This window comes from Pseudoduganella sp. R-31, assembly GCF_049913235.1.
Classification (GTDB): Bacteria; Pseudomonadota; Gammaproteobacteria; order Burkholderiales; family Burkholderiaceae_D; genus Rugamonas.
Window position 1 is genome coordinate 3,070,257 of sequence record NZ_CP183986.1, and the last position, 25,216, is coordinate 3,095,472.

Below are 25,216 nucleotides of genomic sequence, written 5' to 3' on the forward strand. Positions count from 1 at the left end.
ATGCAGGCGTACGACAAGCGCAGCCTGCCGCGCAGCGGCCTTTCGCTGAGCAGCCTGGGACTGGGCTGCGCCCAACTGGGAGGCCTGTACCAGGCGATGGACGACGCCGAGGCGCGCGCCATCGTCGATACCGCCTGGGACCTTGGCATCCGCTATTTCGATACCGCACCATACTATGGCTACACGCTGTCGGAACGCCGGCTGGGCGCCGCGCTGCGCGAGCGGCCGCGTGACAGTTACGTGGTCAGTACCAAGGTGGGCCGGCTGCTGCTGCCCGACGCCGGCGTACAGCCCGGCGAAAACGGCTGGGCAGAACCGTTGCCGTTCCGTCCCCATTTCGACTACTCCTACGATGGCGTCATGCGTTCGCACGCTGATAGCTTGCAACGCCTCGGCATGGACCGGATCGACATCCTGTTCGTGCACGATATCGGCCGGGTCACGCATGGCGAAAAACATGCCCATTACTGGGACCAGTTGACGCATGGCGGCGGCTTCCGCGCACTGGCCAGGTTGCGCGAGGAAGGCAGCGTCGCCGCCATCGGCCTGGGCGTCAACGAATGGGAAGTGGTAGTGGACGCGATGCGGGCCTGCGATATCGATTGCGCATTGCTGGCGGGACGCTACACCCTGCTCGAACAGGCTTCGCTGGCGCCGCTGCTGGACCGCTGCGTCGAGCGCGGCATCGGTATCGTGATCGGCGGGCCGTTCAACTCCGGCATCCTGGCAGGGACCAGGAAATTCAATTACGAGGACGCGCCAGCGCACATCGTTGCGCGCGTCGAGGCCATTGCCGCTGCCTGCGCCCGGGCGGGGGCGTCGATCCAGGCGGCCGCGCTGCAATTTCCGATGGCGCATCCGGCCGTCGTGGCCTGCATTCCGGGCGCGCAAAGTCCGGCGCAACTGCGCCAGAACGCGGAATGGTTCGCGCAGCCTCTGCCTGCCGCATTGTGGGAAGCCCTGTCGCAGGCAGGCCTGATCGACAGCCGCGCGCCGACGCCGCACGGCGCCTGACAATTTTGATAGACGTGTGAAGGAATGAAATGAAGCTGTTACGTTTCGGCCCCAAGGGCCAGGAAAAACCCGGCCTGCTCGATGCACAGGGCGTAGTACGCGATTTGTCCGGCCTGCTGCCGGACCTGACTTCGGCCCATCTCGGCAAGGCGTGGCTGGACCGCCTGGCTTCCGTTGACCCGGCGCAGCTGCCGCGAGTAGAGCAGCCGGTGCGTTTCGCGCCTGTCGTGGCCGACATCGGCAAGCTGATTTGCGTGGGCCTGAACTACTCCGACCACGCCGCGGAATCGGGGATGGCGGTGCCGTCCGAACCTGTGCTGTTTGCCAAGGCGACCAGTTCGATCATTGGCTGCAACGACCCGGTCGTACTGCCGCGCGACTCGGTCAAGAGCGACTGGGAAGTAGAGCTGGGCGTGGTGATCGGCACCCGGGCACGCTATGTCGACATCGACAACGCGCTCGATCACGTGGCCGGCTATTGCGTGGTCAACGACCTGTCCGAGCGCGAATACCAGCTCGAACGCGGCGGCCAATGGGACAAGGGCAAGGGCTGCGACACCTTCGGCCCGGTCGGCCCCTGGCTCGTCACCGCCGACGAAGTGCCCGATCCGCAAAATCTCGACATGTGGCTGGACGTGAACGGCAAGCGCTACCAGGCAGGCAATACGCGCACCATGGTGTTCACGGTAGCGCACCTGGTCAGCTACATCAGCCGCTTCATGACGCTCAACCCGGGCGACGTGATCAGCACCGGCACCCCGCCTGGCGTCGGGCTGGGGCAAAAGCCGGAGCCGGTTTACCTGAAGCCGGGCGACCGCATGGCGCTGGGCATTGAAGGCCTGGGCCGGCAGGACCAGACCGTGCATGCCTGGGACCCTGCCTTGATCGATGGTTGAACGGCTGCTGGACCAATAAAACACCAAGGCGCAGAAAAAGCGCCGCACATGGAGACACCATGGCACCGACCGAACAAGCTGGCGGGCAATCCTGCAGGTTTGCCTTTGTGATGATCACCACGCTGTTTTTCATGTGGGGCTTCGTCCATAATCTCGACCCGATACTGATTCCCCACCTGAGGAAGGCATTCAGCCTGACCATGCTGCAGTCGGCGCTGGTCGATTCGGCGGTGTTCATTGCCTACTTCGTGATGGCGCTGCCGGCCGGCCTGCTGATCCGCAAGGCCGGCTACAAGAATGCCATGCTGTGCGGCCTGGGCCTGTTTGCGTTCGGCGCGCTGCTGTTCGTGCCTGCCGCCCAGACGCAGCGCTATGCCTTCTTCCTCGGCGCGCTGTTTATCATCGCTTGCGGCCTGACTGTCCTGGAAACGGCCGCCAATCCCTATATCACGCTGCTGGGACCAGCTGAAAAAGCTACGCAGCGTCTCAACCTGGCGCAATCGTTCAATGGCCTGGCCGCCACGCTGGCGCCGATTGTCGGCGCCCGTGTCATCCTGGCCGGCGGCAGCAGCGAAGAGCAACTGCAAGCCATGTCCGACAGCGCGCGCCAGGCTGCGCTGGCGGCGGAAGCGGCCAGCGTCAAGGCACCCTACATCTGCATCGCGCTGGTCATCATGGCGATCGCGCTGGTGTTCTATTTCCTCAAACTGCCGGCCGCCGGCGCCGGCGCCGGCGAGCGCGCGCAGGGGGCGCCCGGCAACGGCGCCATCCTGCGAGCCTTGCAGCGGCCATCGATCCGGCGCGCCGTGCTTGCCCAGTTCTTTTATGTCGGCGCCCAGGTCTGCGTATTCAGCTTCTTCATCCTGTACGCGGTGAAGTCGGCCGGCATTACCCAGGTCCAGGCGGCAGACTACCTGGGCTGGGGTTGCGGCGCGGCCTTCGTGGTCGGCCGCTTCGCCGGCACCTGGCTGATGCGGTTCTTCACACCGGCGCGCCTGCTGCTGGCCTATGCGCTGGCCAGCATGGCGCTGTCGGTCGTGGCTATGGTCTCCGGCGGCCTGGCGAGCCTGGGCGCGGTGATCGGCATTGCGTTCTTCATGTCCATCATGTTCCCCACCATTTTCTCACTCGGCATCCGTAATGCCGGCGCCGACACCGAAATGGGCAGCAGCCTGATTATCATGGCCATCGTCGGCGGCGCGGTACTGCCGCTGCTGTTCGGCTTCATCAGCGACGCCACGCAAAACCTGCAATACGGCTATGCCGCACCGTTGCTGTGCTTCATGGTGATCGCCTGGTTTGCACGTGCCGAACTGAAGGAAGCACGCGCGGCAGCCACCATCACATCCACAGGGAGTGTAGAAGCATGTTTGAATTGACCGGCAAGAAGGCAGTCATCACTGGCGGCGGCAGCGGGATCGGCAAAGCCATTGCCATGCTGTTCGCGCAGCGCGGCGCGGAAGTTCACCTCCTTGATATCAGCGAAGCCGCCTGCGCGCAGGTGGCGCGCGAAATCCAGGAAGAGGGCGGCCGGGCTACGGCGCACGCCTGCGATGTGACGCGCCAGGCCGACGTGCATGCTTGCCTGGGCGAGATCGGCCCGCTTGGCATCCTGGTCAACAATGTCGGCATCGCGCACGTGGGCAAGGCCGACAACACCGCCGAGGAAGACTTCGACCGGGTGATGAGCGTCAACGTGAAGGGCGCCTACAACTGTCTGCATGCCGCCATCCCGCTGCTGAAGGAAAACGGCGGCGGCGTGATCCTCAACATGGCGTCGGTAGCGGCCTGGGTGGCGGTGCCGGAGCGGTTTGCCTATTCGGCAGCCAAGGGCGCGCTGATGGCAATGACGCTGTCGGTGGCCAAGGACTACCTGCAGGACGGCATCCGCTGCAACTCGATTTCGCCGGGGCGTGTGCATACGCCCTTCGTCGATGGTTTCCTGGCGAAGAATTATCCTGGCAGGGAAGCGGAAATGTTCGAACGGCTGTCGCAAACCCAGCCGATCGGGCGCATGGCGCGTCCCGACGAAGTGGCGGCCCTTGCCTTGTACCTGTGCAGCGAGCAAGCCTCGTTCATCACCGGCAGCGACTATCCGATCGACGGCGGTTTCATCAAGCTGAACGCCTGACGCGCCGCGCGCTCAATCCTGCTGCGCCATGTTTTCCCGATAGTGCAGGGCGTTGAGCATAGTGGAGCGGGAAGAGTGCAGGTGCGTGCGCATGGCCGCCAACGCCGCCGTTACGTCGCCTTTGACGAGCGGCCGCAGGATGGCCAGGTGCTCCTGCACTGCGTACTGGTTGCGCGGCAGCTCGTCGCGCTTGTCCCACTGGTAGTGGTAGTGGTACACCATTGACACCGCTTCGTTCAGGCCTTCCGCGAAGCGGTTGTCCAGGAGGCTGATCAGGAAGGTATGGAACTCGCGGTCGAGCGCGGGGAATTCAGCGTGGCTCTCGGCTGATCCCTTGCCCAGGGCTTCGTGACGCGCCAGCAGCTCTTTCAGGCGGCCGAATGCCGGATCGCCCGGCGGCAGGGCGGCAATGCGTTCAATGGCCTTCAGCTCGAACATTTCGCGCACTTCGCCCAGTTCTTCGGCGTACTTGGTGTCGAAGGCGCATAGGCGCCAGCTGCCGCGCGGGGTTTTTTCGATCAGGCCATTGCGTGAAAAACCGATCAGGAATTCGCGCACGGCGATCGTGCTGACGCCGGCTGCGCGCGACAACTCGACCTCGGTGAACTCGGCACCAGGCGGCAGGTCGCGCTCGTAAATGCGCTCCATCAGGATTTGCTGCAGTTGCTCGGTGGCGCTGTGCAATTCCGCCACGTCGAAGTAGTCGGCAGCCTTTGGCTTGCGCAACAGGTGCCGTTCCTTCATGCCGGCGATCAACCCATGCTCCGCGAAATAAGCCAGGGCGCTGCGCACTACGGTGCGGCTGCTCTCGACGATTTCTGTCATGCGCATTTCAGTGGGCAGGGCGTCGCCGACCTTCAGGTTCCTGGAAACGTGGTCCAGCAGGAGGTTGATGCTGCGCCGGGTAGTGATTGGAAGTTTGGCCATGAAGCTATTTTACCTGCTCATTGAAGGTATTGAATATATACGATACACTGGGTTTTTCAAAAGAGTTGGGGATGGACAATGGAACGCATGGGCATGGTAATCGGGATCAAAGCCGGGAAGATCGATGAGTACAGGGCCTTGCATGCCGCTGTGTGGCCGGCCGTGCTGGCGAAGCTATCTGCCGCCAATGTGCGCAATTACACAATTTTCCTGCGGGAGCCGGAGAACCTGCTGTTCGGCTACTGGGAGTACCACGGCACTGACTTTGAGGCGGATATGCGCACTATCGCGGCCGACCCCGAAACCCGGCGCTGGTGGACGTTCTGCGGGCCTTGCCAGGAGCCGCTTGCCAGCCGCGCCGATGGCGAACACTGGGCGATGATGCGTCCCGTATTCCACATGGATTGAGCGCTTGCAGGGGATGCGTCCCGCTTCCTGCCAACTGCCTATAATTATGGGATTGGCACGAATAGCGATACGGGAGGGGACATGCGTCTGGCGGCACTGGGCATTTTTCTTGCCGGTTGCCTTTTCTCGTCCGGATGGGCTCAGGCAGAAGCGATCACCATTGCCACTGGTGAGTTTCCGCCCTGGACCTCTGAAAAAGAGAAGCATGGAGGCTTCGTCAATCGCGTCGTGGCCGAAGCGTTTGCGCGCGAGGGCATCCAGGTCAATTTCGTCTACCTGCCCTGGAAGCGCGTCGAAGCCGAAACAAGGCTGGGACGCTATGCCGCCAGCTCGTTCTGGTTTACCGGGCTCGGGCCGGAAGCCGATTTCCTGGTCAGCGATCCAATTTCCAACCATCGCGAGCTTCTGTTTCGCCTGAAGGAGCGGCCGCTTCCCAAATGGCGAACGCTGGCCGACCTGCGCGGCCGGAAGTTCGGTGCCACGCTGGGTTACACCTATACCAGTGAGTTCTGGAAAATGGCGAGGTCAGGGAAAATCAATGTCGAAGTGGCGTCGCACGACGAACTGAATTTCAAGAAGGTGCTGGCCGGGCGGATCGATGCCTTTCCGATGGAAGAAGTGTCGGGATGGATGCTGCTTGCAAACCCGGAGGCCTTCCCGCCCGGTACCAGGGAGCTGTTCGTCACCGAACAGCGGCCGTTGCGCGTGACCGAAGGGCACCTGCGCTTTCCCCGTCGCCTGGCCGGCTCGGCCACGCTTGCCGCCAGGTTCAACGCCGGCCTGGCCGAAATGAAAAAAGACGGAACCTACGACCGGTACCTGCAGGACTTGGTCAAATAACCCCTGGCCCGGATATCCTTGATGCGCGTTGCGCTGTATATCAAGCCGGTCGCATGGTACCTCAAGGGCGCGAGCCCGTTGCTATTGCAGGTCGCCGACGATCACGCCGCCGCGGTTGGCGCCGATGTAGACCCGGCCGAAGATGCGCATATCGCCGGTTACATAGTTGACGCCGCCCCACTGGTGCTTGTCGTCGTTGATCCTGGCCCACGTGGCGCCGCCGTCGAGCGACTGGTAAATGCCGTACACATTGTTGATTTTGGCGGAGATGTAGACGGCTGGATAAGTCTTGCCGGCTGCAGCCTTGCCGAAACCTACACCGTACGCCGCCTGCACGTTGGCGATCTTCGCCGGCGCGGCGCTCGCACCATTGATGTGCCACAGGCCGTTCGGCGTCGCCAGCCACAGGTCTCGGCGCACGCTGCCCGGGACGGAGGCCAACTGGTGCTGGGAGGAATACGACGGCAGGATGTCCAGGCCCTGGAAAATGGCCGTGAAGTCCTTGCCATTGTTGGCGCTCTCCAGGATGGTTCCCTTGGAGAAGTCATAGGTATAGAAGTAGCCGTTGGCGACCTTGTCGGCAACCGGATTGAAGAAGCTGCCGGAATCGACCGCGCCCGTTACCGGATAGCCGGTCGAGCCGTTCCAGCTTGCACCGCCATCGGTCGAATAGAGGGCCGAAAGCCCACCCGGAACCCATAGCAGGGCGCTGCCGGCAGCCGATACCGCAACGCGGCCGGCATCGTAACCGGCGACGCTGGCCGCCTGGCGCCAGGTAACGCCATTATCCGATGAGAGCATGAGCGCACGGTTGTTGGCGGTTGTGCGCGCCACCACATTGGTGTTGAGGTCCGCTACATCGACGCTGTAATTGGAGTTATTCGGGCTGCTGTAGTAGCCGCTGATGCCGTTGAAGTTGGTGTCGTAGCGAGCCCCGGCCATGTCGCCAAGCGCGGTGAACAGGTGCGCGCCGCTGCTCGGGGAAACCAGCGGAGAATACAGGCCGCTTTCTTCGATGCCGTTGACATTGAAGCCCCATGCCACGCTTGCGCTGCCCAGGTTGTTGCTCTCCCACAGGCCGTAGCCGGTGTTGTACATGATGTTGTTGGAGTTGAACGGGTCGATGTCGACGTCGCTGATCCAGTGTCCCATCTTGCCCGCCAGCGAGCCGCCGTAATACGCCGTCATCCAGGGATATCCGGGCGCCGCGTGCGTGCTGATGGCGTTAAGCCCGGTCCAGGTGGCGCCGCCGTCGGTGGACTTGTACAGGTCATCGCCGGTAGACCAGCGGTCGATGGTCGAGACCACGATGGTATTGGGATTGCGGACATCGAGCGCCAGGCCGCCATAGCCGAACTGCCAGGAAGCGGTCGGCGCAGCAGGCGTGATATTGGCCCAGGTATTGTTCGCCGTCGTCAATTTGTAGACGGCACCGGCAGTGATGCCGTTCGGGCCCAGGCCATTGGCGTAGGTCAGCACCAGGCGACCGCTGCCATCCAAGGCGCCTTGCACCGGCATCAGGCCGGCCGGGCCGCCAGGTACCGGCGCCCAGGTCGTGCCGCCGTCGGTCGAGCGGTACAGCGTCTCGCCGCTGGTCGCTGCGACGCCGACGTACAGGGTCTTGCTGGCGATGCCGTTGCTGCCGCTGGCCTTGTCGAACAGGACGAAAGTGGTGCCGGCAGTGGTCGGGAAGCCGGGGACCTGCGACCAGGTCACGCCGGAATCTGTCGATTTGTACAGGCCATCCTGGTTGGTGCCGAGGAACAGGATCGAGCCTTTGTTCGGGTCCACCTGCAGCCGTTCGCCGGTGCCACGGCCGTCGGAGTTGCCGCCCAGGCGGATCGGCAGTTCGGTGCGCGACCATGTGGCGCCGCGGTCGCTGGAGCGCAGGATGGCGGCATTTCTGCCCCACGACGGCAGGTACATGCCGGCGGCCACATAGAGTTGTTGCGGGTTGTTCGGATCGAGGGCGATCGATTCGCCGCCATTTAGCTGGTTGTCGTCGCGATTCAGGTCGTCATTGAGCGGGATCCATGTCGAACTGCCTGGGTCGCGCCGATATACGCCGCCAACGTCGGTGCGGATGTAGGCCAGTCCCTGGACTGACGGATGATAGACGATGCCGGTAATGTAGCCGCCGGCGCCGAACAGCGCCGTCGACCAGGCATAGGCGCCGGTATTGGGCGAGGATGGCGTGGTTGTGCCGCCGGAGGCTGGCGGAGCGGTATTGCCGTCAGTGGGCGGCGCCGTCGTATCCGCTGTGGGCGGGGCGGTATTCCCGGTGGACGGCGTGGCGGGATTTCCGTTGGGCGGTGTTACCGTGACCGCGTTGGATGGCACTGCCGCATCATTGGCCGGATTGCCTGGCACACCCCTCCCACCACCGCATGCTGCCAGGGCAAGCGGCAGCATGATGATGCCGAGGAGGGCGGGATTGCTTGGCTTGTTCATTTCGTTGTCCTGCGCAATTCTAAAGGTCGGCATCTTGCCTGATATGTTTCCATGTGGCAATTATGAAATTTGCTAAACGCCGTTATATTTCCGCCTATTCGAAAGGGGTCCTGGTGACGTGGGACGAAGAAAACAGCGGACCTGGCCTACTGAATTTCGTTCACCAGCCTGGCGGATTTCGTAATTGCCCGGCCTGTACCACGGCTGCAAAATCAGGTGATGAGGAATTTCATGCACCTATTCGCAGGCCTCACCCTGGCCGCGGCATCCGGGGCGACGCTTGCCGCTGAGCGCGAACTTATCCTCCACGGCGCCAGCACCTTGCCGTCCTGGCGTGTCACCATCGCGGGGTTCGAGGGGCCCGGGCAGGTACTGCAAGGTGATGCCGTCACGATTCCCAAGCCAGCGAATTCGCAGGTGCCCGGCGGTTCGGTGGGGGCGCACTCAGGCGAAGTGGCAGGCGTGCCCCAGGCACTCACCTTGCTATGGAAGGACGCCTGGTTTGCAGGCCTGCGGTTCGATGGCGCGTCGGCGCTGGATTTGCGGGCCTACGCAGCAGGCGGTACGCTGGAATTCGACCTCAACGTGCTGGACCTGGACCAGGGCGGCATCTATTTCAGCATGCGCTGCGGCCAGGAGTGCTACCGCAAGCTGCCTTTCGTAGCGGCGGCGCGCAGCATGCAGGGCAAGGGCTGGCAGCATCTGTCGTTCTCGCTGGCCTGCTTTGCGCGGGCCAACGATGACTTTGGCAAGGTGCCGGTTCCGTTTGCGCTGGAGGCGAACGGCAGCGGCCAGGTCGCCGTGGCCAACGTCAAATTCGTCAAGGGAGGCGAGCCGAATGCGGCCTGCCCGGATTACCGAACGCAGGCTGTGACACCGGAGCCGCTGTCCCATGCCTGGGCCTTGCCCCACTGGCTGCCGCGTCACCAGTTGAAACTCGAAGAAAACCACAAACTGAAAGAGGCCGGGAAGAATCCGCAAGTGGTCTTCATCGGCGACTCGATCACGGAAGGCTGGGAAAAGGCCGGCAAGCGGGTGTGGCAGCGCTACTATGCGAACTACGATGCGGTGGCCCTCGGCTTCGGCGGCGACCACACGGAGAACGTGCTGTGGCGCTTGCAGCACGGCGAAGTAGACGGCCTGGCGCCGAAGGTGGCAGTGCTGATGATCGGCACCAATAATGCCGGCGACCGCAATGACGAGCCCGAGGCGGTTGCGGCCGGCATCAAAGCCATCATCGATGATTTGCGCAAGCGTTTGCCTGAGTCGAAGGTACTTCTGCTTGCGGTGTTCCCGCGCGAAGAGCAACCGGCTGCGTTCCTGCGGCGGCTGAACGACAAAGTGAACACCCGTATCGCCGGATTTGCCGATGGACGCCACGTATTCTTTGCCAACCTCAATGCATCCTTCCTGAATCCCGACGGCACGCTGTCGCGCGAGGTGATGCCGGACCTGTTGCATCCAGAGGAGAAGGGATACGAAATATGGGCGCGCAGCATGGAACCGATCCTGCAAAAACTGCTAACGGAGTAGGCACGTGAACAAATCAAAGACGATGGCATGCTTCGCCGGGGCGCTTGTGTTGTGCGCCAGCGCTTCGCAAGCCGCCTTCGCGGCCGCATGCGCCACCACGGCGGCGCCGCGCGCGGTCGAGTATCCCTGGATGTCTGTTGAGCGCTGGCGCCAGATGCATGCCGAGCAGGTGGTGCGGGCGGCGAAGGGCGACATCGACGTGATGTTCCTTGGCGATTCATTGACGGAGATGTGGCCCAAGCCGCTGTGGGAACGCAATTTCGGCAGCCTGAAAGCCGCCAACTTCGGCATCGGTGGTGACCACACCGGCAATGTGCTGTGGCGCTTGCAGGAGCCTGCAATCGCCGGCATCAAGCCCAAGCTGGTGGTCCTGATGATCGGCGTGAACAACATCAACCTTTGCAAGGAGCGCGCCGACGACGTGTTCAGCGGCATCCTGCTTGTCGTGGCAAGGCTGCGCGCGCAGTACCCGGCGGCGCGTATCCTGCTCAACGCCGTGCTGCCGGAAGGTGCACCGGATTCGGACGAACGCCGCCGCATCCTGGCGCTGAACCAGAAAATCAGGACAATGGACGATGGCAAGACGATCTTCTTCCATGATTACGGATCGCGATTCATGGATGCCGATGGCGTCTTGTCGAGGGAACTGCAGCCGGACCTGTTGCATTTTTCCGAGAAGGGCTACGGCATCCTGGCCGATGCGATCCGCCCCGATATCGAACGCTTGCTTGGGAAGGCGGCGCGCCCATGAAGCGCCGGTTCTTCCTTGCCTCCGCAGTGGGCGCCCTGGCAGGCGAGGCGGCGGTGCGCACGCTGCATGCAGCGCAGGCCTCCGACGATCCGGAACTGCGCGGTACAGCCAAGCCAGGCATCGCACTGGCGACGGACGACGTTGCCGCTTTCCCGGCCCCGCCAGCTGGATTCGATGACGAGCGCTCAGGCATTGCGCGCGGGGACGTCGTGGAGTTCAGCTACGCGTCGGCGGTGACTGGCACGCGGCGCAAGGCGCGCGTCTACCTGCCGCCCGGTTATTCCGGGAAACAGCGTTACCCCGTGCTCTATCTGTTGCACGGGATCGGCGGCAACCAGGACGAATGGCGTGGGTACGTGCGCGCCAATGTCATCCTCGACAACCTGCTGGCCGATGGTGCCGTGGTGCCGATGATCGTGGTGATGCCGAATGGCCGTGCGCTGGCGGATGACCGCGTGCCGCCTGCGGAGAAAACCTTCACGCCGGAGCATCTCGCCGGCTTTGCGCAGTTCGAGCGCGACCTGCTTGAATCCTTGATTCCTGCCATCGATGGCGCCTATCCGACCATGGCGGAACGCGGCAAGCGCGCAATTGCCGGACTGTCGATGGGCGGTGGCCAGGCCCTGAATTTCGGCCTTGGCCATCTCGATACGTTCGCCTGGGTTGGCGGTTTTTCTTCGGCGCCGAACACGCGGGCCGGCACTGAATTGCTGCCCGATCCCGCCGCGGTGGCGCGCCGCCTTCAACTGCTCTACCTCTCGTGCGGCAAGAAGGACGGCCTGATCGGGACCTCGCAGGGCTTGCACCGCTACCTGCGGCAGCACGGGGTCAGGCACGTCTGGCATGTGGACGAGTTTGCGCACGTGAGGGAAAGCTGGGCAGAGAACCTGGCCCACTTTTCCAAACTGCTTTTCCGTTAGCAGCTGGGACCGGGCGATTCGCCCGCCCTGTGCAACAGACTGTGTACCAGAAGTTCATATATCCGCGCGCCTTGCGCGAATAGAATCGGTGCTCCATCTTCAAGGAAGCACCGCAATGCAATCTGCCAGGTTGAAATACATATTTGATCCGCTCTGCGGCTGGTGCTATGCCAGCGCGCTTGCGTTGGAAGCCCTGTCCGAAGCGTATCCGGACCTGCTGGAGCTGATGCCCAGCGGCCTGTTTTCCGATGCGGGCGCACGCGTCATGACGCCGGAATGGGCGCACCATGCCTGGAGCAACGACCAGCGCATCGAGGCCATGACCGGCCAACCGTTCAGCGCCGCCTACCAGCGCAACATCCTGCAAGGCCCGGGCACGCGCTTCGACTCCGGCGCAATGAACCGCGCCCTGACGGCAATCCATGCGCTTGACCCGCTGCTTGAACCCTGGGTGCTGCGCCGTTTGCAGTGGGCGCGCTACGTTGACGGCCTGGACACTTCGAACGCCATGGTTGTGGCGGCGGAATGCGCCCGCCAGGTCGCAGGTCTCGACGCCATCGAACTTGCCGGCCGCCTTGAGCATGACGCCGAACTGGCGCTACAGGCCACGGCCCGCATCAATGCAACACGGGACCTGATGCGTCGTGCGGGCGTGAACGGCGTGCCTGTCTTGCTGCTGCAAGGCGGGGAGGGCGAATACATCGTGAGCGGGGCGGCACTGTATGGGGACGGGGCGGAGCTGGTGAGCGGGATTGCACGGCTGCTGGCCGCGCCGTCCCCGGCCCGGGCCCGCTAGGTCAGCGGCCTTCTTCCACGATCGCCAGGTCCCATGGACCGAGATACAGTGTGTCGTCCGCCTTCACCTGGCGCGACGTCAGCAGGTCGGCGCCGGGCTTGTACTGGTACTTGAAGTTGACCGGCGCTGCGGAATAATTGAAGTAGTAGCGCACGTTGCGGCCGAAATCGTTGACGCCCTTGCGCGTGTGGACCTGCGGCGGCAACTGCTGGTCGGGACCGGCCAGGCCGGCCTCCCGCACCGCCGCCTGCAGCACTGCCTTCTGCAGCTTGTCAGACAGGTAGGTGCCTTCATAGGTCACCTTGCCGGCGCCGTACTGGTTCTGCGTGATGGCCGGCCAGCGGCCGAAGAAGTGGTGGTCGTAGTAGGCCAGGGCTTTGGCGGTATCAAGTTGCAGGAACTCGGCCCAGTACTGCACCTTGTTGTCGCCGCCGGCATTGTATGGATCGCCTTTCAGCGTCAGCGGTTGCGCGAGATTGGAGAACTCCTGGTAGTGGAAACCCAGCGCTTCGCGCAGCGGCCCGGGCGCCATGGTCCAGCGCACCGCCGTATTCTCGTTGGTGAAACCGCTCTTGAAAGTCATCACCACATGGCCGCCTTTGCGGATGTACTCCGAAATGCGCTTCAGCAGCGCATCGTCGGCCACGTACAGGGCCGGGACGATCAGCAGCTTGTATTGCGAGAAGTCCTGCACTTCAGGGAAGACGAAATCGGTGCCGACGTTCATGTCGTACAGTGCGCGGTGCATCTGCCTTACCAGGCTGCCGTAATCAGCCTTGCTGCCGTCGCCGCCCCATTGCGAATTCTTCGCGAACGGCATGTCGTTCAGCGCATTCAGCGAGTCGCGGCTCCAAAGGATGGCAACGTCGTTCTGCAGCTTCAGGTTCACCAGGCGCGGGCCGATCTTCTGCAGCTCGCGTCCCGTGTGGCTGATTTCGGCGTAGGCGCGGTTGGGTTCGAGGTCATGCGAGAGCACCCCTTTCCAGTAGGTCTCCTGGTTGGCATGGATCGAGGACCAGTGCCAGTATTCGACCATGTTGGAGCCGTTGGACAGGTGGGTGTAGACGTCTTCACGGAACTGTCCGTCATACGGCGGGTACTGGAATGAGGAGCTCCAGTCGGTCGACTGGGCATTGGTTTCCGTGACCAGGAAGTTGTTGCGCTTGAGCGAGCGGGTGAAATCAGCCTGCAAGGTCTGCTCGGCGCCATTATAGTACTCGCGCTGGCCCCAGTGATAGATGTTCACGGCCGGCATGTCGAGGGCGGCCGACACGGCTTCCTCGTTGACGTCGGCGTGCATCGAGCCGGCAAAATCGTGCGTGACGAACTGGCGCGGCGAAGCGTTCTCGCGCACCAGCCTGGCTTGCCAGTGCAGGAAGTTGGTTACGCGCATCTGGCCCCAGCGCGACCATTCCAGCTTGTAGCCCGTGCTCTGGGCGCCGTCCGGGCGCGGCAAGTCGGTCCAGGAATGCAGGTCCTGGCCCCAGTAGTTCAGGAACCAGGCTTTGCTCAGGTTCTCCGGCGTGCCGAATTTCTTCTCAAGGTGGTGCTGGAAGCGTACAAAGACATCCTCATTGGCCGCGCCATAGCTGCCGGTCTCGTTGTCGACTTGCCAACCGATGACGTTCGGGTTGTCCTTGTAGCGGCTGACGATCTTGCGGATCAGGCGCTCCGCGTAGAAGCGGTAGGCGGCCGAATCGGTGTTCATGTTCTGGCGCATGCCGTACATATTCTGTGCGCCATTGAACTTGCGGGCCAGGATTTCGGGGTTCTGCCTGGCCATCCAGGCTGGAATGGAGTAGGTGGGCGTGCCCATGATGACCTTGATGCCGGCCTTGCCCATGGCGTCGACCACGCGGTCCATCCAGGCGTATTCGAAGCGGCCATCCTCGGGCTCCCACAGGCTCCAGGTCGATTCACCCAGGCGCACCACGTTGAAGCCCGCGGCCTTCATCATTTGCACGTCCTTTTCCAGGCGCTCCGAAGGCATGTATTCATGGTAGTAGGCGGCGCCGTACAGGATGGTCTGCAGTGGCGGAACGGCCGTGGCGGGCGCTCTGTCGGCCGCCATGGCGCCGGTGGCAGCAGCGAGGGCGCAGGATAGTGCGCTCGCGAGCAGGGTGCGTTTCAGCATCGATTATTCCTTGGTTTTTTGACAGTGCCCCATTGTGCATAGCGACTGGCTGTGCGGGCAATGGCTTGCATGGAGGCTGTGCAATTTCATATTCCGCATTGGCGGTTTTTGCAATTGCGGCGCCGGGTTGCAGCTTCCACAATGCGTCCTATAAGAAAGCTGGTTGCCAACACTCCCAACCGCCCACCCACGGAGGAGACGCCGTGCGGGCACCTTCAAGGAAAGGTAGAACAATGAAGCCTGTGTTGATCAAGACCGTTCTGTCATTGGCGCTGTGTGCGGCGCCGTTTGCGCAGGCGCAGAATTGCGGCAGCGGCGGCGGCGCCACCGTCTGCCTGAGCGCCAGCGGTACCGGTAGCGACGTGCGTTTGAGCTGGACTGTCAGCGGCAGCGTGAGCGGCCTGCAGGTGTATCGCGACACCGACAGCGATCCGAATGGGCGCAGCCGGCTGGCGGTGCTGGGCAAGACCGCAACCAGCTACACCGACAGCAGTGCAAGCCCGGGGACGGTCTATTGGTACTGGGTCAAGTTCAGCGCAGGCGGCGGCAGCTTCAACTCGGGTACGGCGCACGCGGTGCGCGTAGGCGTGATGCGCAATATGACGAGCATGCAGATGTCGGGGCAGATGGCGCCGGGATGGAACCTGGGCAACTCGCTGGAAGCGACCGGTTCCTACGTCTGGGGCAGCACCAATTTCAACGAAACGGCATGGGGCAACCCGAAGGCCAGCCAGGCCCTGTTCAACAGCATCAAGGCGGCAGGTTTCAAGAGCGTGCGTATTCCGGTTGCGTGGAAACAGTATGCCGACGCCAACGACAACATCAGCCCGCAATGGATGGAACGCGTGACGGAAGTGGTCAACTATGCCCATAACGCGGGGCTGGTCACCATGATCAATATCCACTGGGACGGCGGCTGGATGCAGCCGACCTATGCCCAGCAAGGCGTGGCCAATGCGCGGCTGACCAAGTTCTGGACCCAGATCGCCAACAACTTCAAAAACCACGACGACACCCTGCTGTTCGCCGGCACCAATGAAGTCATGGTTGACGGTAACTACAACCCTCCGACTACCGAATACTGCGACGTGCAGAAGGGTTTCAACCAGGCCTTCATTTCCGCAGTGCGGGCTACCGGCGGCAACAACAGCAACCGCCACCTCGTGGTGCAGGCATTCAACACCAACATCGATAACTCCATCAGCTGCAATGCGACCATGCCAAGCGACTGGGTGGCCAACCGCATGATGATGGAGATCCATTACTACGATCCGTACGACTTCACGCTGGACGCCAACAGCTCTTCGTGGAAGTGGGGCCAGGCCGCCAACCCGTCGGGATGGGCCAACGAATCCTACACCGATGGCCAGTTCCAGAAGATGAAAACCGGCTTTATCGACAAGGGCGTGCCGGTGCTGATGGGCGAGTATGCCGCCATCCTGCGCACCGAATACGATCCGGCCGGAACTTACCGCAAGCTGTGGGACCAGTACATTACCCGTGCATCCTTTACGCGCGGCATCGTGCCGATGTACTGGGATAACGGCTACGCCGACAACCATCAGATGGGCCTTTTCAACCGCAGCACCGGTGCGCAAGCCTTTCCTGACGTGATCAGCACCATTGTGAACGCCGCAAGATGAAATCGCACTACCACGTACTGGACGGCTTGCGCGGTACCGCTGCTTTCAGCGTGTTCGCCTTCCACATCCTGGAGATGCTGGTGCCAAGCCTGGAGCGGAATCCGATGCGGCATACGCATCTTGCAGTGGACTTCTTCTTCGCGTTGTCCGGTTTCGTGTTGGGCCATGCCTACGATGGCCGCGGCCTGGCGCCGGCGCAATTCTTTGCGCGGCGCCTGGTCCGGCTGCATCCGATGGTGGTGGTGGCGATGGCGGTGGGCCTGCTTGGCTACCTGCTGGACCCGTTCGTCGGCGATGCCCAACAGGTGGGCGTGGCGCTGTCGCCGGGCCGCCTGGCGCTGACGTTCTTGCTTGGCCTGCTGCTGTTGCCAGCGGCGACCCTGCCCAATTATTTCGGCGAGACGCACCCGGTCAACGGCCCGTCTTGGACCCTGTTCCAGGAGTACATCGCGAATATCCTGTTCGGGCTGTTTGCGGCACGCCTGGGGCGCCGCCTGCACATTGTCCTGTGCGTGGCCAGTGCGGGGGCACTGCTGTGGACCGCGAAAAAATTCGGGAACCTGGGCTTTGGCTGGGGCTGGGACCACTTCTGGGTGGCGCCGGTGCGCCTGGCTTGCTCCTTCCTGCTTGGCTTGCTGGTCTACCGCATGCGGCTGCGCATGGCGCTGCCAAGCCCGTTCATTGCATTGTCGCTGCTGCTGTTGCTGGTGTTTGCGGCGCCCGGCTTCGGCGCGGCCAACTGGCTGTTTGAGGCGCTGGCCGTGATCGTGGTCTTTCCCCTGGTGCTGGCGGCCGGCGCCGGCTCGCGTCAACCGGAAGGCCGTGCCGGGATGGTGACGCGCCTGGTGGGCGAGCTGTCCTACCCTGTCTACATTGTGCATTACCCGTTTATTTATGTTTTTGCGCACTGGAACTGGTCGACGCACCCGTCCAGGCCCGAGCTGTCGATAGCCATCGTTGCGATCTACTGCGGCGTGCCCCTGTTTGCACTGGCGCTATCGCGCTGGTACGACAGGCCGCTGCGCGCCTGGCTGTCGCGAACCTTGTTTGAACGTCCGGCAGGCCAAGGCCAGGCGAGCGTTCAGCCGATGCTGTAACCTGTAGTCTCCTCTACCTTTTCCGGTAGTTTTCGGGGCGGCCAAAGCCGCCCCTTTTTTCGAGGAAGCGATGAAATTGAAGAAAACGATCAGTCTCCTGTCCGCCGCAGTGGCAATGTGCTGCGGGACCGCGCTGGCCGCGCCTGATGGCAAACCCTGGATGAATACGCAGCTGGGCGCGGCGGAACGCGCCAGCCTGGCTGTGAAGGAAATGACGCTGGATGAAAAACTGAAGCTGGTCTTCGGTTACATGGGCGCGGACATGGAGCACAAGAAGTACAAGCGCCCCGAGGAATCCCACGTGCAATCGGCCGGCTTCGTGTACGGCGTGCCGCGCCTGGGCATTCCCAACCTGTGGGAGACCGATGCCGGCATCGGCGTGGCGAGCCAGGCCGGCCCGCACGCGCGTCCGGGTACCGCGCTGCCGTCTGGCCTGAATACTGCCGCCACCTGGGATGTGCAGACCGCCTACGCCGGCGGCGCCATGATCGGGGCCGAGGCGCGCGGCTACGGCTTCAACGTATTGCTGGCCGGCGGTGTGAACCTGATGCGCGACCCGCGCAACGGCCGCAATTTCGAGTATGGCGGCGAAGATCCGCTCCTGGCCGGCAAGATGGTCGGCGCCCAGATCAAGGGCATCCAGTCGCAGCGCGTGGTTTCCACCCTGAAGCACTTCGCCCTGAACGACCAGGAAACCGGCCGCACCACGCTGGACGTGAAGATCGACGACCAGTCGGCCCGCATGTCGGACCTGCTGGCCCTGCAGATCGCCAAGGAGGAGGGCAATCCCGGCGCCGTCATGTGCTCCTACAACCGCGTCAACGGTGTGTATGCCTGCGAAAACACCTACCTGCTGACCGAAGTGCTGAAAAAGGACTGGGGCTTCAAGGGCTGGGTGATGTCGGACTGGGGCGCGACCCACAGCACGATCCCGGCCGCCAATGCGGGCCTGGACCAGCAATCCGGCATGCCGTTCGACCTGGCCGACTATTTTGGCCCGCCGCTGAAAGAAGCCGTGATGAACGGCTGGGTGCCGCAAGCCCGCCTGGACGACATGGCGCGCCGCGTGCTGCACGCCATGTTCGAGCACGGCGTGGTGGACCACCCGGTGAAGGCTGAACCGGACAAGATCGAGTTCAATGCCCATGCCGCGGTGTCGCTCAAGGACTCGCAGGAGGGCATGGTACTGCTGAAAAACAGCGGGGCGGTGCTGCCGCTGGATAAATCCGTCAAGCGCGTAGCGGTGATCGGCGGCTATGCCGACAAGGGCGTGCTGGCGGGCGGCGGCTCGTCGCTGGTGTACCCGGCCGGCGGCAATGCGGTGCCGGGCATGGAACCGAAGACCTGGCCGGGCCCGGTCATGGTCTACCCGTCCTCGCCGCTGAAAGCGATCCAGAAACGCCTGCCGTCGGCGACCGTTTCCTTCAACGACGGCGCCGACAAGGCCGCAGCCGCCAGGCTGGCGCAGGAAAGCGACGTGGTGCTGCTGTTCGCCACCCAGTGGACCGGCGAAGCCTTCGACGTGCCGAACCTGTCGCTGCCGAACAAGCAGGATGAACTGATTGCGGCGGTGGCCGCGGCCAATCCGAAAACCGTGGTGGTGCTGGAGACCGGCGGTCCGGTGACCATGCCGTGGCTGCCGAAGGTGCCGGCGGTGCTGGAAGCCTGGTATCCCGGCACCAGCGGCGGCGAAGCGATTGCCAGCGTGCTGTTCGGCGAAGCCAATCCTTCCGGCCACCTGCCGGCTACTTTCCCGGCTTCGGAGGCGCAGTTGCCGCGTCCTGCGCTGGACGGCTATCCGGAAGTGGAGAACAGGCGTTTCGAGGTCAGCTACCGCGAAGGCGCAGCAGTCGGCTACAAATGGTTCGACCAGAAAGGCCTGAAACCGCTGTTCCCGTTCGGCCACGGCCTCTCCTACACCGAGTTCGGCTTTTCCGGCCTGTCCGCCGGCGTGAAGGGCGGGATGCTGCAGGTCTCGTTCACGGTGAAGAACACCGGCCGGCGCGCCGGCAAGGAAGTGGCCCAGGTCTATGTCGCGCCGCTGAAGGCAAAGTGGGAAGCGCCCAAGCGCCTGGCCGGTTTCCAGAAGGTCGACCTGCAGCCGGGCGCCGAGGCCAGCGCTTCGGTCACGGTCGATCCGCGCCTGCTGGCCATGTACGACTCGGCCAGCAAGACCTGGAAGGTCGCCAAGGGCGACTATAAGCTGATCCTGGCGGCCGACGCGGCCGAGGCGGCCGACAACAAGGCGCTCAGCACGGTCGTGCACCTGGAGGCCGCCGCCTATGATGTGAACGGCAAGCCACTGCACCCGGCACGCTAGGGCGGGGCGGGGCGAACGTGCCCCCCTTTCACTGGTTGAACTGTTATGATGCAACGAGCAAGCCCGGCAAGAGGTGTTGCAGAGAGACAGTTCAACCATCCTTAGACAATGCAACAGTTTTTCAAAAAAGCGCTTCTGGCGCTGATCGGCCTGGTCATTGCGGACGCATTGCTGGCCTTTTTCATGATCTACAAGAGCTACCTGTCCGTCCCGCTGCTGGCAACGTCCAGGCCCGGGGCTGGCTGGCACTACATAACGAATTCGGATGTGGAAATTGGCGGCACGTCGACCGTTCGTATTCCCGACCGCCAGCGCGAGCAATTGCGCGTCGAGTTCAAGCTGACCGAAGTCGGCAAATACCCCTTCGCTTCCGCCGGCATGGCGATGCACGATGCGAAAAGCCGGCCGGCCCTGGTCGACTGGTCCAAGTACTCCGACGTCACTTTTCTTGCCAAGTGCAAGCCGGCGAATTCCATGGTGTTCGGCATTTCGACCTTCGATCCCAAGATTTCCAAGGTCGGGGATTACCTGACTTACCGCTCTCCCGTCACTTATTTTTCGTGCAATGAACGCGGCGTCCCGGTCTCGCTGGACCTGACCAGGCTGGCCATCCCCGATTGGTGGTTCTACCAGGTCAAGCTGGACCTGTCGCACCAGGGTTACGACCTGAGCAAGGTTTCGAAGTTCGTGTTCGGGTCCAGCAGCCAAAGCCCGCTGAATGTCGACTCCTACCTGGAGGTCAGCGAACTGATGCTCAATGGCCGCGACTATCGCTACATCGCGGCGCTGGTGCTGCTCCTGCTGGCGAGCTGGGTGGCATTTGCCTGGGCCTTCTTCCGCGCCCACGCACGGGCGCTGACCGCCAGCCTGAATTCGAGGATGAAAAAAGACCTGCCCCTGGTCGCTTATCGCCAATTAACCCTGGAGCCATATAAAGATAAGGAAAAGGCAACGGTGCTGCGTTATATCGCCACCAATTACACCGATACTGAAATCGACCTGGAATCGGTGGTTTCTGCCACCGGAACCAATCGAAACAAGGTCAACGAAGTTTTAAAAACAGAGCTCGGCATGACATTTACGAGTTACCTGAATAAACTGCGGCTGACGGAAGCGGCAAGGTTATTGGCGGAGAAAAGCGGCGCCGCCATCGCTGAAATTGCCTATTCGGTGGGATATTCAAACGTTTCCTATTTTAATAAGCTGTTCAAGGAAGAATACGGCTGCACGCCCAAATCCTTCCGTTCCCTCGCGACCCAGCAGGATTCCCCCGCCGAGCCGGTCCCGGCCGAGATTTCCGGTAGCGAAGCCGGCTGATCCACTTGCACTCCCAGCAGAACTAATCGCAATTTCTGCATTTTGCTAGAAATTTCCCGCCTCGCGCTACCGTGCGGTAGCGCTCTCTCCCTATCCTAGTGCCCATGGTAGCTTAGCTTCCGCTAGCCACTGCGCTGCGGCAAATTTTGAAGTGACCCAGACCAGGGGGCGTATCGCGCCACCCCGGCAAGACGGAGACAAAATGATGAAAACCATGTTTGGCATTATTGCCTGCAGCGCAATGCTGCAGGCGCGTGCAATTCGGTTCGATTTCGAAACGCCGGCTGGCATTTTGAATACTGCCTGGTGAGCCGGTTTATGAATACTTCAAAAGCGCACCGTATTGCCCTGTTATTCAACGCTAACAAGAGTTTTGACCGCGAGGTTATTTCCGGGGTCGCCGCATATCTTGGCAGCACGCGGGCGGCCTGGGATTTATTTCTGGAAGAAGATTTTCGCCTGCGCCTGGCCGGCATTGAGAATTGGCAGGGCGATGGCATTATTGCCGACTTCGACGATCCGGCAGTGGCGGCCGCACTGTCGCGCTGCAACGTGCCGGTGGTGGCGGTCGGCGGCTCCTACGCCGACGAGGCGGAGTACCCGCGCGGCATTCCCTACGTGGCGACCGATAACTTCAAGCTGATCAAATTGGCGCGCGACCACCTGATCGACGTCGGCCTGCACCGTTTTGCGTTGTTCAGCCTGCCCAAGGCCAGGGAAAACCGCTGGGCCCAGGAGCGCGAGACTGCGTTCCGCAGCCTGATGCAAGCCGATAGCATGGAGCCCGAAATCTTCCGCGGCTGCGAGACCAGCGCCTCGGCGTGGGACGAGTCGGTGGAGGGGCAGATCGCCTGGCTGCGCAGCCTGCCGAAGCCGGTCGGCATCATTGCCGTGACGGACGCGCGTGCGCGCCAGCTGCTGCAGGCTTGCGTCATCGCCGGCATTGCGGTGCCGGAGCAGGTGGCCATCATCGGCATCGACAACGACCCGCTGGTGCGCATGCTGACCCGCATCCCGCTCAGTTCCGTGATCCAGGGCGCGCAGGAAATGGGGCGCACGGCCGCCCACCTGCTGGACCAGATGCTGCATGGCGTGCGCCTGTCCAATACCCGCATCCTGATGCCGCCGGCCGGAATCAATGTGTTCGCATCCAGCCAGCACCAGGCGGTGCGGCACCCCCATGTCGCCCGGGCGCGGCATTTCATCCGCCAATACGCCTGCCAGGGCATCAAGACGCACCAGGTGGCCGAGTATGTCGGCGTCTCGCGTTCCTCGCTGGAAGCCTATTTCCGGCAGGAGCTGGGCTGCAGCGTGCATGACGTGATCCTGCAGTTCAAGCTCGATGCCGCCAAGGCCGGGCTGGAATGCGGCGAACGCAGTATTGCCGATGTGGCGCTGGAGTGCGGCTTTACGTCGACCCAGTACATGCACCTGGTGTTCAAGCGCGAACTTGGCTGTACGCCGAGGGCTTACCGCGACAGGGCGCTCGCGGTGGAGCCGCAGTAAGCCAAGGGCCTTCGGGCCCTTTTTTCAGGAAGTCCATTTTTTGAGATAGACATGAAACAGAAGAATATCTTTGCATTGACTGCAATTGCAGCTAGCCTGCTGGCCGCGTGTGGCGGCGGCGGATCGGCAGGGACGGCGCCCGCGTCCGCGCCGCAAACCACGGCACCGGCACAGCAGCCGCCGGCGAACCCGCCGGTGAATCCACCAGTGAACCCGCCGGCAGATCCTCCGGTGAATCCGCCGGAAGCGCCGGCCACTGGCGCAACCACCTGGTCGAGCGTCAAGTTCGGCGGTGGCGGCTACGTCACCGGCCTGGTCTTCCACCCGACGACTGCCAACCTGCTGTACGCCAGGACAGACATCGGCGGCGCCTATCGCTGGAACCAGGCTACGTCGTCCTGGACCCCGATCACCGACGGCCTGGGCTTCGGCGCGACCGAGAGCCGCTTCCATGGCATTGAAAGCATCGCCCTCGATCCGAACAACGACCAGCTGGTCTACATGGCCACCGGCATGTACACGTTTGAAGGCAACGGCCGCCTGTACATCTCCAGCGACCGCGGCGCCACCTGGACCCATGTCGACCTGCCATTCCCGCTGGGCGGCAACAATCCCGGCCGGGCCATGGGCGAACGCCTGATGGTTGATCCGAACAAGCCGTCCACGCTGTTCTTCGGCTCGCGCACGGCCGGCCTGTGGACGAGTGTCGATTCCGGCAAGACATGGGCGCAGGTCACCTCGCTGTCGCCGGTCAAAATGACCGCCGACCAGATCAGCGCAGCCGGCGGCGGAATGGGCGTTGAACTGGTGGTCTACGATACCGGGACCAAGGGCACCGGCACGGCGACCCAGACCATCTACACCGCCATCGCTCCGGACTATGCCAGCGTGGCGGGCCTGGGTTCGAACATGTACAAATCCATCAATGGCGGCGCGACGTGGACGCCGGTGGCAACGCCGGTATCCGGCTACCACATCCCGCACATGGTGCGCGCCGATGACGGCATGTTCTACGTGGTGTTCACCAAGGATACGGGCCCGGGCGCGGGCGGTCCCGGGCGCCTGTACAAATTCGACGGCTCCAACTGGACCCTGCTCAAGAGCGTCGATCCGCAAACCGGCACCAACTTCGGCCTGGGCGGCGTGTCCGTCCAGGGCAGCGGCGCCACGACCCGCATCGCACTGGGCGTGACCAACTCCTGGGGCAACTGGAACGGCCAGCAGATCGTCCAGCTGTCGGACGACGCGGGCAAGAACTGGCGCGAAATCGAAGCGACCATGCCGGGCGAAGTCGCATCGGGCTGGGTCGACGACGTCGAGATCGACCCGGCCAACCGCGACCACATCCTGCACGTGCACGGCGGCGGCATCGTCGAGACCAGGAACGCATCCTCGTCCACGCCAAGCTGGCAAGGCGTCATTGGCGGAATCGAGGAGACCGCCACGCTGTCGCTCGCGACACCGCCGGCCGGCGCGCCGTACATCCTGATCAACAGTGCAGGCGACGTCGGCACCTGGGTCGACACGAACCTCGCGGCCACGCCAACGCTCAATCCTGGCCTGGGCTGGAGCAACGGCAACGCGGCCGACATGGCGTGGGCCGATCCGCTGTACATCGCCGGCATCGGCGTGGTCAATTCGACCAGCACGGCTGCCGGCTTCTGGTCGGGCGATGGCGGCAAGACCTGGTCCAGGTTTGCGAGCCTGCCCGCTGGCGCCGCGCAGAACACCAGCAGCGAAGCGAGCGTCGCGGTCACCGTGCGCAACAAGGCGGTCGTGTCACCGGCCAATTCGGTGCCGTCCTACACCACGGATAACGGCGCAAGCTGGAATGCGACCAACCTGCCGCCGCTGCCCAATGTGGCGCCAGGCTGGAACCGCGGCTACCACCTGGCTGCGGACCGCAAAAACCCGAACAAGGTCTATGCCTACGATTCGGGCGGCGCAACCTGGGGCACGGCGGGCAAGGTCTACGTCTCGACCGACGGTGGCCACAGCTTCACGCTGAGCCAGGGCTCGGTGGATGCCAAGCTTGGTCCTAACAGCTGGGGGGCAACGTCGTTGGCGGTGAACCCCAACGCAGAGGGCGATATCTGGCTGGCGGACGGCAGTGCCCTGTACCACTCGCTGGATTCCGGGGCCACCTGGACCAAGCTGGCGGCCTTCACGCCCGCAGCGGGTGCACAAGGCGCCACCCTGGTTGCGCTGGGCAAGGCAGCGAGCGGCGCCAGATATTCGGCGGCGGTATACGTGGTCGGCGTGGTCGGCGGCGTATGGGGCGTGTACCGCTCCGACGACGGCGGCGCCAGCTGGAAACGCTTTAACGATGACGCGCACCAGTTCGGCGGCATCGGCGTGATGGCGGCCGACCAGAACATCTACGGCCGGATCTACGTCAGCGGCACCGGGCGTGGCCTGATCTACAGTAACTGAAGGAGCCGGGCCGGCGGCTGGCAGCTGCCGCCGCCCGCCCGGAATAACACTGGCACGCCGACTTCTTCAAATTTCAGCAGAACACAAGCGCTCGACACG

General features: G+C 63.1%; 19 protein-coding genes. 16 read left to right on the forward strand and 3 right to left on the reverse strand.

The window, feature by feature from the left end; genetic code table 11:
- Genes ACN9MY_RS14170 through ACN9MY_RS14185 form a run of 4 tightly spaced genes read left to right on the forward strand, consistent with a single transcriptional unit; the run spans nucleotide 1 to nucleotide 4,041 of the window.
- Nucleotides 1-1,014: an aldo/keto reductase gene (locus ACN9MY_RS14170; RefSeq protein WP_426337499.1), complete on the forward strand. Its 1,014-nt coding sequence runs from the start codon at nucleotides 1-3 to the stop codon at nucleotides 1,012-1,014.
- 29 nt (nucleotides 1,015-1,043) lie between these two features.
- Complete coding sequence (locus ACN9MY_RS14175; RefSeq protein ID WP_426337500.1) at nucleotides 1,044-1,910, forward strand: fumarylacetoacetate hydrolase family protein; 867 nt, start codon at nucleotides 1,044-1,046, stop codon at nucleotides 1,908-1,910.
- Nucleotides 1,911-1,969: 59 nt separating this feature from the next.
- Nucleotides 1,970-3,289, forward strand: a complete 1,320-nt coding sequence (fucP, locus tag ACN9MY_RS14180) for an L-fucose:H+ symporter permease (RefSeq protein WP_426337501.1) — start codon at nucleotides 1,970-1,972, stop codon at nucleotides 3,287-3,289.
- Nucleotides 3,277-4,041: an SDR family NAD(P)-dependent oxidoreductase gene (locus ACN9MY_RS14185; protein ID WP_426337502.1), complete on the forward strand. Its 765-nt coding sequence runs from the start codon at nucleotides 3,277-3,279 to the stop codon at nucleotides 4,039-4,041. The genes fucP and ACN9MY_RS14185 overlap by 13 nt, the downstream gene beginning before the upstream one ends.
- Before the next feature lie 12 nt (nucleotides 4,042-4,053).
- Here ACN9MY_RS14185 and ACN9MY_RS14190 read toward each other — a convergent pair whose 3' ends face one another.
- Nucleotides 4,054-4,968, reverse strand: coding sequence for an FCD domain-containing protein (locus ACN9MY_RS14190; protein WP_426171551.1), 915 nt, complete (start codon nucleotides 4,966-4,968; stop codon nucleotides 4,054-4,056).
- A 78-nt stretch (nucleotides 4,969-5,046) separates the two neighbouring features.
- Here ACN9MY_RS14190 and ACN9MY_RS14195 point away from each other — a divergent pair, with 78 nt between their 5' ends.
- On the forward strand, nucleotides 5,047-5,376 hold the full coding sequence (locus ACN9MY_RS14195) for an L-rhamnose mutarotase (RefSeq protein ID WP_426171552.1): 330 nt from the start codon (nucleotides 5,047-5,049) through the stop codon (nucleotides 5,374-5,376).
- An 81-nt stretch (nucleotides 5,377-5,457) separates the two neighbouring features.
- Entirely contained in the window at nucleotides 5,458-6,216 is a 759-nt protein-coding gene (locus ACN9MY_RS14200; protein ID WP_426171554.1) for a substrate-binding periplasmic protein, read from the forward strand.
- 81 nt (nucleotides 6,217-6,297) lie between these two features.
- Here the strand turns inward: ACN9MY_RS14200 and ACN9MY_RS14205 are convergent, their stop codons facing one another.
- Entirely contained in the window at nucleotides 6,298-8,667 is a 2,370-nt protein-coding gene (locus ACN9MY_RS14205; RefSeq protein ID WP_426323165.1) for a hypothetical protein, read from the reverse strand.
- 231 nt (nucleotides 8,668-8,898) lie between these two features.
- Between ACN9MY_RS14205 and ACN9MY_RS14210 the strand changes: the two genes are divergently transcribed.
- From ACN9MY_RS14210 to ACN9MY_RS14225, 4 genes are all read left to right on the forward strand, one after another.
- Complete coding sequence (locus tag ACN9MY_RS14210; RefSeq protein WP_426337503.1) at nucleotides 8,899-10,200, forward strand: GDSL-type esterase/lipase family protein; 1,302 nt, start codon at nucleotides 8,899-8,901, stop codon at nucleotides 10,198-10,200.
- Nucleotides 10,201-10,204: 4 nt separating this feature from the next.
- Nucleotides 10,205-10,951 carry a GDSL-type esterase/lipase family protein gene (locus tag ACN9MY_RS14215; RefSeq protein ID WP_426171559.1) on the forward strand — a complete coding sequence of 249 codons (747 nt, stop codon included), beginning with the start codon at nucleotides 10,205-10,207 and terminating at the stop codon, nucleotides 10,949-10,951.
- A complete protein-coding gene (locus ACN9MY_RS14220) occupies nucleotides 10,948-11,871 on the forward strand; it encodes an alpha/beta hydrolase (protein WP_426337504.1) in 924 nt (307 codons plus the stop codon). The genes ACN9MY_RS14215 and ACN9MY_RS14220 overlap by 4 nt, the downstream gene beginning before the upstream one ends.
- Nucleotides 11,872-11,986: 115 nt before the next feature.
- Nucleotides 11,987-12,667 carry a DsbA family protein gene (locus tag ACN9MY_RS14225; RefSeq protein WP_426337505.1) on the forward strand — a complete coding sequence of 227 codons (681 nt, stop codon included), beginning with the start codon at nucleotides 11,987-11,989 and terminating at the stop codon, nucleotides 12,665-12,667.
- A 1-nt stretch (nucleotide 12,668) separates the two neighbouring features.
- Here ACN9MY_RS14225 and ACN9MY_RS14230 read toward each other — a convergent pair whose 3' ends face one another.
- Nucleotides 12,669-14,801 (reverse strand): beta-galactosidase, encoded by a 2,133-nt coding sequence (locus ACN9MY_RS14230; protein ID WP_426323173.1) that lies wholly within the window; start codon nucleotides 14,799-14,801, stop codon nucleotides 12,669-12,671.
- A 233-nt stretch (nucleotides 14,802-15,034) separates the two neighbouring features.
- Here ACN9MY_RS14230 and ACN9MY_RS14235 point away from each other — a divergent pair, with 233 nt between their 5' ends.
- From ACN9MY_RS14235 to ACN9MY_RS14260, 6 genes are all read left to right on the forward strand, one after another.
- On the forward strand, nucleotides 15,035-16,444 hold the full coding sequence (locus ACN9MY_RS14235) for a cellulase family glycosylhydrolase (RefSeq protein WP_426323175.1): 1,410 nt from the start codon (nucleotides 15,035-15,037) through the stop codon (nucleotides 16,442-16,444).
- A complete protein-coding gene (locus ACN9MY_RS14240; RefSeq protein WP_426337506.1) occupies nucleotides 16,441-17,541 on the forward strand; it encodes an acyltransferase family protein in 1,101 nt (366 codons plus the stop codon). Before ACN9MY_RS14235 ends, ACN9MY_RS14240 begins: the two co-directional genes overlap by 4 nt.
- Nucleotides 17,542-17,611: 70 nt before the next feature.
- On the forward strand, nucleotides 17,612-19,861 hold the full coding sequence (locus ACN9MY_RS14245) for a glycoside hydrolase family 3 C-terminal domain-containing protein (protein WP_426337507.1): 2,250 nt from the start codon (nucleotides 17,612-17,614) through the stop codon (nucleotides 19,859-19,861).
- Between the two features lie 108 nt (nucleotides 19,862-19,969).
- Nucleotides 19,970-21,178: a helix-turn-helix domain-containing protein gene (locus ACN9MY_RS14250; protein WP_426337508.1), complete on the forward strand. Its 1,209-nt coding sequence runs from the start codon at nucleotides 19,970-19,972 to the stop codon at nucleotides 21,176-21,178.
- Nucleotides 21,179-21,496: 318 nt separating this feature from the next.
- Nucleotides 21,497-22,684: a XylR family transcriptional regulator gene (locus ACN9MY_RS14255; RefSeq protein WP_426323183.1), complete on the forward strand. Its 1,188-nt coding sequence runs from the start codon at nucleotides 21,497-21,499 to the stop codon at nucleotides 22,682-22,684.
- Between the two features lie 51 nt (nucleotides 22,685-22,735).
- Nucleotides 22,736-25,117, forward strand: a complete 2,382-nt coding sequence (locus ACN9MY_RS14260) for a VPS10 domain-containing protein (RefSeq protein WP_426337509.1) — start codon at nucleotides 22,736-22,738, stop codon at nucleotides 25,115-25,117.
- Nucleotides 25,118-25,216 lie beyond the last annotated feature (99 nt).

Excerpts from the sequence above, each read along its gene's own strand:
- ACN9MY_RS14170 (WP_426337499.1), top strand. The coding sequence starts at position 1 with ATGCAGGCGTACGACAAGCGCAGCCTGCCGCGCAGCGGCCTTTCGCTG.
- ACN9MY_RS14175 (WP_426337500.1), top strand. The coding sequence starts at position 1,044 with ATGAAGCTGTTACGTTTCGGCCCCAAGGGCCAGGAAAAACCCGGCCTG.
- fucP (WP_426337501.1), top strand. The coding sequence starts at position 1,970 with ATGGCACCGACCGAACAAGCTGGCGGGCAATCCTGCAGGTTTGCCTTT.
- ACN9MY_RS14185 (WP_426337502.1), top strand. The coding sequence starts at position 3,277 with ATGTTTGAATTGACCGGCAAGAAGGCAGTCATCACTGGCGGCGGCAGC.
- ACN9MY_RS14190 (WP_426171551.1), bottom strand. The coding sequence starts at position 4,968 with ATGGCCAAACTTCCAATCACTACCCGGCGCAGCATCAACCTCCTGCTG.
- ACN9MY_RS14195 (WP_426171552.1), top strand. The coding sequence starts at position 5,047 with ATGGAACGCATGGGCATGGTAATCGGGATCAAAGCCGGGAAGATCGAT.
- ACN9MY_RS14200 (WP_426171554.1), top strand. The coding sequence starts at position 5,458 with ATGCGTCTGGCGGCACTGGGCATTTTTCTTGCCGGTTGCCTTTTCTCG.
- ACN9MY_RS14205 (WP_426323165.1), bottom strand. The coding sequence starts at position 8,667 with ATGAACAAGCCAAGCAATCCCGCCCTCCTCGGCATCATCATGCTGCCG.
- ACN9MY_RS14210 (WP_426337503.1), top strand. The coding sequence starts at position 8,899 with ATGCACCTATTCGCAGGCCTCACCCTGGCCGCGGCATCCGGGGCGACG.
- ACN9MY_RS14220 (WP_426337504.1), top strand. The coding sequence starts at position 10,948 with ATGAAGCGCCGGTTCTTCCTTGCCTCCGCAGTGGGCGCCCTGGCAGGC.
- ACN9MY_RS14225 (WP_426337505.1), top strand. The coding sequence starts at position 11,987 with ATGCAATCTGCCAGGTTGAAATACATATTTGATCCGCTCTGCGGCTGG.
- ACN9MY_RS14230 (WP_426323173.1), bottom strand. The coding sequence starts at position 14,801 with ATGCTGAAACGCACCCTGCTCGCGAGCGCACTATCCTGCGCCCTCGCT.
- ACN9MY_RS14235 (WP_426323175.1), top strand. The coding sequence starts at position 15,035 with ATGAAGCCTGTGTTGATCAAGACCGTTCTGTCATTGGCGCTGTGTGCG.
- ACN9MY_RS14240 (WP_426337506.1), top strand. The coding sequence starts at position 16,441 with ATGAAATCGCACTACCACGTACTGGACGGCTTGCGCGGTACCGCTGCT.
- ACN9MY_RS14245 (WP_426337507.1), top strand. The coding sequence starts at position 17,612 with ATGAAATTGAAGAAAACGATCAGTCTCCTGTCCGCCGCAGTGGCAATG.
- ACN9MY_RS14250 (WP_426337508.1), top strand. The coding sequence starts at position 19,970 with ATGCAACAGTTTTTCAAAAAAGCGCTTCTGGCGCTGATCGGCCTGGTC.
- ACN9MY_RS14255 (WP_426323183.1), top strand. The coding sequence starts at position 21,497 with ATGAATACTTCAAAAGCGCACCGTATTGCCCTGTTATTCAACGCTAAC.
- ACN9MY_RS14260 (WP_426337509.1), top strand. The coding sequence starts at position 22,736 with ATGAAACAGAAGAATATCTTTGCATTGACTGCAATTGCAGCTAGCCTG.